The organism is Arthrobacter sp. EM1, from assembly GCF_029964055.1.
Taxonomy (GTDB): Bacteria; Actinomycetota; Actinomycetes; order Actinomycetales; family Micrococcaceae; genus Arthrobacter.
The window spans coordinates 3,093,196-3,104,784 of record NZ_CP124836.1 but is presented as its reverse complement, the minus strand read 5'-3'; the positions used below and the strand labels follow the sequence as shown (position 1 = coordinate 3,104,784).

At 66.8% G+C, this 11,589-nt stretch carries 8 protein-coding genes and 1 pseudogene; 6 read left to right on the top strand and 3 right to left on the bottom strand.

The window, feature by feature from the left end:
* Nucleotides 1-14: 14 nt before the first annotated feature.
* The 3 genes and pseudogenes from QI450_RS14370 to QI450_RS14360 all read left to right on the top strand — a co-directional run.
* The gene (locus QI450_RS14370; protein WP_226775377.1) at nt 15-2,018 is read left to right on the top strand and encodes a VWA domain-containing protein; all 2,004 of its coding nucleotides are present in this window, start codon (nt 15-17) and stop codon (nt 2,016-2,018) included.
* A gap of 124 nt (nt 2,019-2,142) precedes the next feature.
* The gene (locus tag QI450_RS14365; RefSeq protein ID WP_226775378.1) at nt 2,143-2,802 is read left to right on the top strand and encodes a dihydrofolate reductase family protein; all 660 of its coding nucleotides are present in this window, start codon (nt 2,143-2,145) and stop codon (nt 2,800-2,802) included.
* A 122-nt stretch (nt 2,803-2,924) separates the two neighbouring features.
* Nucleotides 2,925-4,298 (top strand): annotated as a pseudogene (locus QI450_RS14360) (DUF222 domain-containing protein); the annotation flags it as partial.
* Nucleotides 4,299-4,312: 14 nt separating this feature from the next.
* On the opposite strand, the gene QI450_RS14355 reads toward QI450_RS14360, so the two are convergent.
* The 3 genes from QI450_RS14355 to QI450_RS14345 are packed head-to-tail and all read right to left on the bottom strand — an operon-like array spanning nt 4,313 to nt 7,868.
* A complete protein-coding gene (locus tag QI450_RS14355; protein WP_282468035.1) occupies nt 4,313-6,100 on the bottom strand; it encodes a cytochrome b/b6 domain-containing protein in 1,788 nt (595 codons plus the stop codon).
* Nucleotides 6,097-7,080, bottom strand: coding sequence for an electron transfer flavoprotein subunit alpha/FixB family protein (locus QI450_RS14350; RefSeq protein WP_226775380.1), 984 nt, complete (start codon nt 7,078-7,080; stop codon nt 6,097-6,099). The genes QI450_RS14355 and QI450_RS14350 overlap by 4 nt, the downstream gene beginning before the upstream one ends.
* Nucleotides 7,081-7,091: 11 nt before the next feature.
* Nucleotides 7,092-7,868: an electron transfer flavoprotein subunit beta/FixA family protein gene (locus tag QI450_RS14345; RefSeq protein ID WP_226775381.1), complete on the bottom strand. Its 777-nt coding sequence runs from the start codon at nt 7,866-7,868 to the stop codon at nt 7,092-7,094.
* A 272-nt stretch (nt 7,869-8,140) separates the two neighbouring features.
* Here QI450_RS14345 and QI450_RS14340 point away from each other — a divergent pair, with 272 nt between their 5' ends.
* From QI450_RS14340 to QI450_RS14330, 3 genes are all read left to right on the top strand, one after another.
* Nucleotides 8,141-8,755 (top strand): XRE family transcriptional regulator, encoded by a 615-nt coding sequence (locus tag QI450_RS14340; protein ID WP_226775382.1) that lies wholly within the window; start codon nt 8,141-8,143, stop codon nt 8,753-8,755.
* Nucleotides 8,756-8,945: 190 nt separating this feature from the next.
* On the top strand, nt 8,946-10,190 hold the full coding sequence (gene argE / locus QI450_RS14335; RefSeq protein ID WP_226775383.1) for an acetylornithine deacetylase: 1,245 nt from the start codon (nt 8,946-8,948) through the stop codon (nt 10,188-10,190).
* Nucleotides 10,187-11,509, top strand: coding sequence for an MFS transporter (locus QI450_RS14330; RefSeq protein ID WP_226775384.1), 1,323 nt, complete (start codon nt 10,187-10,189; stop codon nt 11,507-11,509). Before argE ends, QI450_RS14330 begins: the two co-directional genes overlap by 4 nt.
* Nucleotides 11,510-11,589 lie beyond the last annotated feature (80 nt).

Sequence of the window (11,589 nt, the reverse complement as noted above, 5' to 3'; positions counted from 1 at the left end):
GGACAGGAAGCGCCATGAGCCTTCACAACCGGTCCAGGTACGGCCGCTACGCCGGCGGACCCGACCCGCTGGCGCCCCCGGTGGACCTGGCGGAGGCGCTGGATGCCGTCGCCGACGACGTGATGGCCGGCTACTCGCCCCGGCGCGCGCTGCAGGAGTTCCTCCGGCGCGGCGGCCGGAACCAGCAGGGCCTGGACGATCTTGCCGGCCGCATCCAGCAGCGCCGCAAGGACCTGCTGGGCAAGCACAACCTGGATGGCACCCTCAACGAGGTCAAAAAGTTGCTGGACGCCGCCGTCCTGGAGGAGCGCAAACAGCTGGCCCGCGACGCGATGATGGACAACGCCGACCGCGCGTTCCGCGAAATGCAGCTGCAGAACCTGCCCAAGTCCACGGCAGCCGCCGTCCAGGAGCTGTCCTCCTACGACTGGCAGTCCAGCACCGCCAAGGAAACGTACGAACGGATCAAGGACCTGCTGGGCCGCGAAGTCCTGGACCAGCGGTTCGCCGGCATGAAGCAGGCGTTGGAAAGCGCCACCGAGGAGGACAGGGCCGCCATCAGCGAGATGCTGCGCGACCTCAACGAGCTCCTGGACAAGCACCGCCGCGGCGTGGACACCGAGCAGGACTTCCAGGACTTCATGGCCCGCCACGGCCAGCACTTCCCGGAGAACCCGCAGTCGGTTCAGGAGCTGGTGGACGCGCTGGCCAAGCGGGCAGCCGCCGCCCAGCGGATGATGCAGTCCATGTCCCCGGAACAGCGCGAAGAGCTGATGCGGCTCTCCGCCCAAGCATTCGGCTCACCGGAGCTGATGGCACAGCTGGGCCAACTGGACCAGACCCTCCAGGCCCTGCGCCCCGGCGAGGACTGGAATGGCTCCGAACAATTCGAGGGCCAGGAAGGGATGGGCCTGGGCGATGGCACCGGCGCGCTCCAGGACCTTGCCGAACTGGACGACCTCGCCGAGCAGCTTTCCCAGGATTATGACAGTGCGCATATGGATGACCTGGACCTGGGCGCCCTGGCTCGACAGCTCGGCGACGACGCAGCGGTCACCGCCCGCACGCTCGCCGCGATTGAAAAGGCCATGCACGACGGCGGCTACCTCAAGCGTGACGAGGACGGGAAACTGCAGCTCTCACCCCAGGCCATGCGCCGGCTGGGCAGGTCGCTGCTGCGCGACGCCGCCAAGCAACTCTCCGGCCGGCAGGGCAGCCGGGAAACCCGGGAGTCCGGGGCAGCGGGGGAGCCCACCGGCTCCAGCCGGCCGTGGGAGTTCGGCGACGCCGCACCCTGGGACGTCACCCGGACCATCACCAACGCGATCCGCCGGACCGTCGCCGACGGCGGCGATACCAGCCACGGCCTCCGGCTGGCGGTGGACGACATTGAGGTGACGGAGACCGAAGCGCGCACGCAGGCCGCCGTCGTCCTGCTGGTCGACGTTTCCTATTCCATGGCCGCCGAGGGACGCTGGGTGCCGATGAAACGCACCGCGCTGGCCCTGCACCACCTGGTCTCCACCAAGTTCCGCGGCGACCGGCTGCAGCTGATCACGTTCGGCCGCTACGCGCAGTCGATGGACATTGGCGAGCTCACCTCCCTGCCGGCCGTGCGCGAGCAAGGCACCAACCTGCACCACGGCCTGCTGTTGGCCGGCCGTTTCTTCCGCCGGCACCCGTCCATGCAGCCGGTCCTGCTGGTGGTGACCGACGGCGAACCCACCGCCCACCTGCTGCCCGACGGCGAATCGGTCTTCTCCTGGCCGCCGCACCCGCAGACCATCCGCCGCACGGTCGAGGAACTGGACAAGGTGGGCCGAGCCGGTGCGCAGTCCACGTTCTTCCGGCTTGGCGATGACCCGGGCCTGGAACGCTTCGTCCAGCAGATGGCCCGCCGCATCGATGCGCGTGTGGTGGCGCCGGAAACCGACGATCTGGGAGCGGCAGTAGTGGGTGAATACCTCCGCGCACACTTCCGTGGCCGCCCCTACGGCGACTCCGATTGGGCAAGTTAGGCGGCCGGCCCGCGCGAGTTCAGTTTTTGCTCGACGGCGGTACGGTTCTTTCAGCGTTGGTCTGGAGTCGGTGGGATCGATGACCATACAGTGACTGCGAACCACAACCACTCCAGGAGATGACATGTCCCTCGTCCGCGTGCATAACTTCTCGATCTCCCTCGACGGCTTCGGCACCGGCGAGGGCCAGCAACTCGACGCCCCGTTCGGTCACGCAGGCACACGGCTAGTGGAGTGGGCGTTCGAAACGCGCACCTTCCGCGAAATGGGTATCCACGGGGAGTCGCCGGGATCCCGCAGGGTCGACGAGGCATTCGCCAGCCAGTGGGGGCCCGGGGTTGGCGTGGAGATCATGGGACGGAACAAGTTCGGCCCGCAGCGCGGTCCCTGGGAGGACGCGGAATGGAAGGGCTGGTGGGGCGAAAGCCCGGTCTTCCACACTCCTGTTGTTGTGCTGACACACCATCCTCGGCCGGTACTCGAGATGGAAGGCGGAACAACCTTCCATTTCGTGGACGCCGACCCCGTCTCCGCGCTCCAGCAGGCTCGGGCCCTGGCCGGCGACCTCGATGTTCGGATCGGTGGCGGTGTCAGTACGGTTCGGCAGTTCCTCGAGGCCGATCTGATTGACCACATGCACATTGTCCTGGTGCCGATCGTCCTTGGTCGGGGCCAACGGCTCTGGGACGGACTCGAAGGACTCGAAGAACGTTTTGACATCGAAGCGACTCCGTCCCCCCTCGGTGTCCTCCATCTGGTCTTCACTCGACGTACGGCCCGGTAGGCCGACGTCGGAACGGGCCCCGCGGGCTCCCGGCCGCTCACCTGTCAGGACAGCTTCGCGATCGGGGCGAGCACGATCGGGCCGGCGGCTAAATTGTCAGTGCCTCCTGAGATGCTGTGGGTATGGAAGGCGAAGCAGTGCTGGAGACGGTGGCGGCCATGGCGGCAGCCGTTGCCGCTCTTTCAGTTCACGTCTGTGGGGGTGTTTGCGCCGGCCGCGGGACCGTAACCGAAAGCGCGACCGCAGGCACGATTGTGGGTGCGCCGGGTGCTGACCCGATTCGGGATCAGGCGGATGCGTGTCTGGATGGTCTTGCTGAAGTGGGCCGTATGGAAGCCCGGTTGGCCGCGCTGAAGGTACATTTCGCCGCCGGCTACGCCGCCGCGGGGGTGGCCATGACGGCGCCGGCCGTGTCCCCGCAGCAACGCATCGCCCGGCAGATGGCGGTGACGGCTGAAGTTGCCTGCGTGCTGACAGTGAGTGAGAGGTCGGCCGCGGCACTCCTGGCGGAGTCCGCCACGCTTACAACCGGGTTGCCGCTGACGCTGTCGGCGCTGCTGTCGGGGAACATTTCGTGGCAGCACGCACGGGTGATGTGTGATGAGACGTCCGGGCTGGAGCCCGCCGCGGCCGCCGCCCTGGAGGCTCATTTCCTGGACCCGGAGGCTCCCTTTGCAGCGCGCGGCTGCCCGGCGGGAGAGCTGGTGCCAGGCAGGTTTCGGGCCAAGGCGCGTAGTTGGCGTGAACGGCACCATCCAGTGAACATGCAGGTGCGCCACCGCAGAAGCATGCAGGACCGGCGGCTGGAATATGCCCCGGACCGGGACGGCATGGCGTGGCTCTCAGCCTACCTGCCGGCGGACGCTGCGGCGGGGGTCTGGGCACGTGCCACGGAGGCGGCGCGTGCCCTGCAGGGTCCGTCCGAATCCCGGACCTTATCCCAGTTGCGGGTCGACGTCGCCGCCACGTGGCTGCTGGCTGGAGTGGCGGATGGAACCCCATCACCCGCGGCTCAGGTCCTGGTCACCGTTCCGGTGTTGACGCTGATTGGCGCAGGGGAGGAACCGGCCCTCTTGGATGGGTACGGTCCCATTCCGGGGAGTATGGCCCGCCGGTTGGTCGGCGATGGTGCCGGATCGTTCCTGCGGGTGCTGACCGATCCTGCCAGCGGAGCGCCGCTGGAAATCGGACGCACCAGCTACCGGGTTCCGAAGGCGATGCGCCAATGGCTCCGGCTCCGGGATGGCCGGTGTCCTTTTCCCGGCTGCAGCAACCATTCCCTGGACAACGAGGCGGACCATCTCTTGGCGTGGTCGGAGGGAGGCGGCACCGGCGTCGCAAACCTTGGCCAGCCCTGCCGAAAGCACCACCGCCTCAAACACCTCACGCCCTGGCGGCCTGATGGTGCGACCAGGGACCAGCCGCCGCGCTGGATCTCGCCCTCGGGACGCTCCTACCCCAGCGAACAACAGGACTGGGAACCGGCTCCCTGGCCAGCCGCGGGTCGATACTAGCGGCTGCTCACCTTGCCGAACAGCCTCGCCAACGGCGCGAGCACGATCGGGCGGGCGGCGTACCACCCGGCGGCGGTGACGGCGATGGCGGCGGCGAAGAGCCAGAAGCCTGCCCAGTTCACCGCGTCGGTGCCGCCGAACATGTGGTTGAGGTTGCGCAGCGCACCGGTAGCGAACACCAGGAACACATGGACGAGTATAAACGCCACGAAAAACAGCATCGTCGGGAAATGGACCGCGCGCGCAAGCTCGATCGGGTAGGCCCTGTTCAACGTCTTTGTGTTCTTCGGCCAGAATTCGCTCATGCGTACGCCAGTGATCGCCGCGAGCGGGGCCGCGACGAAGACGACAATGAAGTACATCAGCTGCTGCAGGCTGTTGTAGTTCACCCAGCCATTCTCGACGGGCCAGTCGAGTGTTATGTACTGCAGGAGCGCGGAGAGCGCGTTCGGGAACACCTCCCAGCTGGTCGGGAGGATCCGCATCCAGTGGCCGGAGGCAAACAGCAGCACCACAAAGATGAGTCCGTTGACCAGCCACAAAATGTCGAGCGACTGGTGCAGCCATAGGTTGATGCTAATTTTTTTGCCACCGCGTTTCGGCGTCCAGAACGCCGGCGGTTTCTGCTGGGTGCGCACCTGGTAACCGGAGCGGATGATGAGCGCGATCAGGAAGATATTCAGGAAGTGTGACCACTGCGCCCACCACGGAAAGCCAGGCTCCGCCGTCTCGGGCAGGCTGTATTCGCCCGGGTATCGGTCGAGGAACGCCGGCACACCGGGCAGCGTGGTCACACCGCGCGCGGCGAGCACCAAAATGCCGGCAGCGGCCACCGCGCCGGCTGCGAGGATTACCACCAGCTTTATCCACTGACCCAGGGTCCGGGCACCGTAGAGCCGCGCCTCGGCTTTTGGCCGGACGGGCTTTTGCGCGGCAACGGACGGTGCTGTCGCCGCCGCTGTCGCTGTCGCTGTCGGTACGGGTCCCGACGACGACGCCGACGCCGGTGCTGATGCCGGGACGGCGGGTACGCTCGCGACGGTGGTCGCCGGGACCACGGGGGCCTCTTGTGCGCTCGCCGCCGCCACCGGCGGTTCGGCCTCGGCTACGGCGTGCTCCACGCTGGTTGCCCGCGCAGGAGCCTGGACAATGTGCCCGGGAGCTGCCTGAACTGTAGGTGCAACGGCGGCCGAGGGAGCAAGTCCAGCCAGCGGCCACGGCTCCCCGCCGGGGACACGGGGAAGCCCACGACGCAGCGGGGTCGCTGCCGCCGTCGTCGTCGTGGCCGGTGCGGTCGCCAAGGTAGCTGCGGGTAGCGTCGCCGCCGGGATTGCTTGCGCAGGGGTCGCTGCCGCCGTCGCAGGTGCCACCAGCGCAGCCGGCTCAGCAGAATCAGAGTCCAGCGCTGGCGCTGCAGCTTCGCCCGCGGCGGGCGCCCCGGACATAGCCGACGCCGGCACCGGCACCGAGCCCAGGGCCGCGGGCGGCCAAGGCTCGCCGCCGGGCACCCGGGGCAGACCGCGGCGAAGCTGCCGCGTCCCGGCGTCGGCGTTCACTGCCGGATCCGGAGCGGCCGGAACCGGAGCTGCCGGCTCCGGAGCGGCCGGAACCGGAGCTGGCGATACCGCAGCCGGCTCCGTTGGATGGGCATCGGCGGGAGCGGTGGCCCCCTCCGCTCGTTCCATTTCGATGCGTGCGGGTGCCTGGCCTGCTGCGGGCCAGGGGTCACCACCCGGCACGCGCGGCAGGCCCCGCCGCAGCGGCCGGGACTGGGTTGCCGTCACTTCTTCCGAGCCTCAAGGGCGCTGATCAGCTGGGGTACAACCTTAAAAATATCGCCCACCACACCAAAGTCGGCGATCTCGAAGATGGGTGCGTCTGCATCCTTGTTGATGGCGACGATCGTCTTAGCGGTCTGCATGCCGGCCCGGTGCTGGATCGCGCCGGAAATGCCAAGCGCGATATATAGCTGCGATGACACGGAAACCCCGGTCTGGCCCACCTGGTGCGATTGCGGGATGAAGCCTGCATCCACCGCGGCGCGCGACGCGCCAATGGCAGCGCCGAGTGTGTCGGCGAGCTGTCCGACGAGGGCGAACTGTTCCTCGGACCCGAGGCCGCGGCCGCCCGCAACAACCTTCGCGGCCCCGCGCAGCTCCGGCCGCGAGGTGGCCGCCACAACCTCTTCGAAGGAATCGATCCGCGCGGCCGGCTTCCCGGAGGGCGCCACTGCCAGGGTCTCCGCCGCTTCCGGCTGAGCCGTGGCGCGGGCCTCGATGGAGCCCTGGCGAACCGTGATCACCGGCGGCCCAAACGTGGACGTTGAGGTCACATTGTAGGCGCCGCCATAGACGGAATGGTGAGCCACGACGCCCTCCTCATCACGTGAGACGCCGATCGCATCGACGGAAACCGCCGCACGCGAACGCGCCGCGAACCGGCCGGCGAGATCGCGCCCGTTCAGTGAGTGCGAAATCAGGATCGCGTCCGGTTGCACCTGCTCCACAGCGGCCGCCAACGCGTCAACGCCCGGAACGCCGAGCGCGGAAGCATCAGGGGTCTCGGCGATCAGGATGCGTGCGGCGCCGAAGGCCGCAGCCTCCGCGGCGGCTGCGCTCCCGGCCCCGGGTGCGGCAAGAACCAGGGCAACGGGCGTGCCAGCTGCGGCGGCAGCGCCGAAGAGTCCGGCTGCAGCCTTCTCAAGTTCACCGGAAGCCCGGGTTTCCACAACGACGAGGATTGCGTCACGAGGGAATTCAGTCATGTCGTTACTCCTTACGCCAGTCGGTTTTCGATCAGGAAGTCAGCGAGCTTTTCGCCGGCATCACCCTCGTCGATGATTTTGACGCCGGCCGCGCGCGGGGGCTTCTCGGCGACGGTCAGCATAATCGAACGCGCCGCGTCCGGGCTGTCGGCGGTGATCCTGAGGTCTGCGAGGGTGAGCGTCTCGAAGGGCTTCTTCTTCGCGGCCATGATTCCTTTGAAATTGGGGAAGCGTGCCCCGGGAAGCGCCTCGGTAATGGAAATCACCGCGGGCAGGGTCGCTGATACCTGCTGCACGCCGGATTCAACGGCCCTGGAGCCGGACACCTCTCCGTCGCGGATCTGTACGGAGCTGAGCCCGGTGGCGTGGGGCACGTCCAGCAATTCCGCAAGCATCGCGGGAATCATGCCCCCGGATCCATCGGTGGAGACGTTCCCGGTGATCACCAGGTCAAACTCGATGCGGCGGAGCGCTGCGGCGAGGGTTTCGGCGGTCAGGCCAAGATCAGCACCCCGGAGCGCCTCGTCCGAGACATGGGTGGCGCTCCCCGCGCCCATCGCAAGCCCCTTGCGTATGGTTGCCGTCGCATTCCCGGGAGCGAGGGAGAGGACTGCGACGTTGGTGCCCGCGTTCGCGTCGGCGTACGCCAGCGCCAGCTCCAGCGCCCGCTCACCGATCTCATCGATGACCGCCTCGCTGGCTTCCCTGTCGGCGAGGCCTGTTTCATGGTTCAGTTTTCGGTCCCCGTACGTGTCGGGAACCTCCTTGACGAGGACGACAATCTTCATTGATGGCTCTTCCTGTGGCGGGCACGTCCCTAGCGGAAACATGTCGTATCTCCACTGAGTCTACGAAAGTGGCGCGCTGCTTGGTTGACTGGGCGCGTGTCGCGAATATGGAGGACCCACTTTTGCCGCGCCTTTTGCCGCGCCTTCTGGCCGCTGCCCTCGACGGCGAACCCGCCACCATCCGCCACCGTCCCGTTGCTGCTGCGTGTCCTCGGCTGGCGCGCCCACTTCATTATCTTGACGATATCTTCACTATGGCGGACGATCGTGGGATGGAGAATCACGGCGTCGGCCCCGGGGCAGGACTGGAATATCCCCCGGTAGAGGATCAGGCCGAGCGCGCGATGACCGCCGTCGGCGCTTTGGTCCTGCAGCTACGGCGGGAGGCTGGGTACAGCATCGGCAGCCTTGCGGCGGCGGCCAGCCTCAGCCCCGGCCTGCTGAGCCAGATCGAGCGTGGCCAGGGAAACCCGTCGCTGACCACGCTGATCAAACTCTCCCAGGCCCTGAAAGTACCGGTGGGACGCTTCTTTGACAGCAAAGACCAAGGCGGGGCGCTGGTGCGGCGCGAGGACCGGCGGCGGCTCGAAGTTGCCGAGGACAACCTCATCTACGAACTCCTGACACCGCACATGAGCGGCCAGTTGGGGATGCTGCGGGCCCAGATCGCCCCGGGCTGGGACAACGAGGATGCTCCTTTCAAACACGCCGGCGAAGAATGCGTGACGATGGTGCAGGGCCGGCTCCACGTCTGCGTCAACGGCGTGGGGTATGACCTGGAGGAAGGCGATTCGTTGACCTACGATTCCGCGCTGCCGCACTGGTACCGCAACTCCACCTCGGAAGACGCGGCGCTGATCGGCGCCATGACGCCGCCCTCCTTCTAACGGACCACGGCCGACGGCGGACCTGCGGGAGATGCGCTGCGTTCAATTTAATGAACAAATCGTGTTCAAAGTGTTGACATGAGTGGTGAGTCGGTCAAATACTGGGGAAGAGAGCGGAATAGGCCCGCAGGCACAACCAGCTGCTGCCGCCCACCGCACCCAGCCGTCAAACACTGCGAGGAACCAGCCCATGACGTCCGCCACCACACCGGCAACAGCAGTACCCAGCACCGACGATCCAACTGCCGCCGCCCCCAGCGCCGCGGGTCTGGCCTGGGCGGCGAAGCTGGTCTCCTTCGACACCACCAGCCGCAATTCCAACCTTGCCTTGATCCACTGCATAGCGGACGAGCTCACCGCCCACGGGATCACCCCGGTCATCGTTCCCAGCCCCGACGGCACCAAAGCCAACCTCTTCGCCACGATCCCGGCCCGGGACGGCGCCGTCACCGGCGGTGTTATGCTCGCCGGCCACACCGACGTCGTACCCGTGGACGGCCAGGACTGGCACAGCGATCCTTTCACCCCCGAGATACGCGAGGACCGGCTCTACGGCCGCGGCACCACCGACATGAAGGCCTTCAGCGGCGCCATCCTGGGTTTGCTTCCCGAGTTCCTGTCCCGCGAACTGTCCGAACCGCTGCACTTCGCCTGGACCTACGACGAAGAGGTCGGCTGCCACGGCGCAGTCATCCTGCTGACCGAGCTCGCTGCACGCGGGATCCATCCCCGGATTGCCTTCGTCGGCGAGCCGACCAGCATGCGTCCCGTCTCGGCGCACAAGAGCAGCCAGCTCTTCCGCGTCAGCGTCAGGGGCATCGCCGCCCATTCCTCCATGACCCCCACCGGTGTCAACGCCATCGAATACGCGGCCAGGTCCATTGCCTTTATCAGGTCGCTCGCGGACGAACACCGGCTGTCCGGCCCGTTTGATGACACCTTTGTGGTCCCCTACACCACCGCCAACGTGGGCCTGGTCAGCGGCGGTGCGGCAGTGAACACCGTTGCTGAACACTGCGACTTCGACTTTGAGTTCCGGACCATTCCGGGTGAGGACCCGGCGACGGTGATCTCCCGTATCGAGGAGCACCTGGCGCAGCTGCGGGCCGAAATCCAACAGGAGGACCCGGCCGCAGACATCCGGATGGAGCCACGGGGTACGGTCCCGGGGCTCAGCCCGGAAGGCCCGCGCGCCGCCCTGGAACTGGCCCAGCAGCTCAGCGGACACGCCGTCGAAGAGACCGTGGTCTACGCCACCGAGGCGGGACTTTTCCAGCGGGCCGGCATCGACACAGTGGTCTGCGGTCCCGGCAACATGGACCAAGGCCACACGGCCAACGAATACATCGAGCTCTCCCAGATCGCCGCGTGCGAGGGCTTTCTGCAGGCACTCTTCGCCCACCTCTCCCCAACCGAACGGACTGCCCAGCCATGAGCCATCAAACTGCCCCCAGCCTCGGTTCCGGTGACCAGGCTACCGGCCAGCGCCCGCCGGCCACCCAGGCGCTGGAACAAAAAAATGCCCGAAAAGCCGTCGTCGCCGCCTCGATCGGCAACGGACTGGAGTGGTTTGACCTGATTGTGTACGGCACGTTCGCCGTCACCATCTCCAAGTTGTTCTTCCCCACCAGCAATGAAGCCGCATCACTGCTGTTGACCTTCGCCTCGTTCGGGGTGTCCTTCATCATGCGCCCGCTGGGCGGCATCATCATCGGCCGTTACGCCGACAAGGCCGGACGCAAGGCCGGCATGCTGGTGTCCATCCTGGTGATGTTTGTTGGCACCTTACTGATTGTGGTGGCACCCACGGCCGCCGCCATCGGGGTCACCGCCAGCATCCTGGTGCTGGTCGCCCGGCTGCTCCAAGGCTTCGCCACCGGCGGGGAATTCGGCACGGCCACGGCCTACCTCATCGAATACGCGCCGAACCGGAAGGCGTTCTACGGCAGCTGGCAGGTGGCCACCCAAGGCGCCGGCATCCTGCTGGCCGGAATCTTCGGTTTTGTACTCAACTCCTACCTCAGCACCCAATCGCTCGAGTCCTGGGGCTGGCGGCTGCCGTTCATCTTCGCGCTGGCCATCGGACCCGTGGGCTGGTACATCCGGTCCAAGATGGAGGAAACCCCGGAGTTTCTCGCCACCGAAAAGTCCACTTCGCCGCTGCGGGAGACGTTCATCGGCAACGGCGGCCGGCTCTGGGCGATCGTGGGCGTTGTATCGCTGGGATCCGTGGGCGTCTACATTGCCCTCTTTATGCCCACCTACGCGATCGTGAACCTGGGGATGCCGAAATCCGTGGCCTTCCTCTCCACCCTGATCTTCGGTGTGGTCATGAGCCTGGGTTCGCCGTTCATCGGCATGCTTGCGGACAAAGTGGGGCCGGCCCGGGTGATGACCTGGGCTGCTGCCGGCACAATCGTCGTCGGCATCCCGGCGTTTATGCTCCTCATCGCCGCGCCGGCCCTGCCCACCATGGTCGTAGTGGAACTGGTGCTCTCGGTATTGGCCACCAGCTACTTTGCACCGCTGCCGGCCATTATGTCTTCGATGTTCCCGGCCCGCATCCGCTCCACAGGGCTTTCCCTCGGCTACAATATCGGCGTCACAGTCTTCGGCGGATTCGCGCCCTTTATCCTGACCTGGCTGATCGGCACCACCGGTTCCCTGCTGGTGCCCGGGTTCTACCTGGTGAGCATAGCGGTCCTCGCCGCCGTGAGCCTGACCATTGCGCGGAAGGTCTACCGCCAGGCCTGAGCACTACCCGCCCGGGCCTGGCCGGGACTATTTCGCGCCAAGGTGCAGTTATGGAATCGGAGCCGGAACCGGTTTCGGCT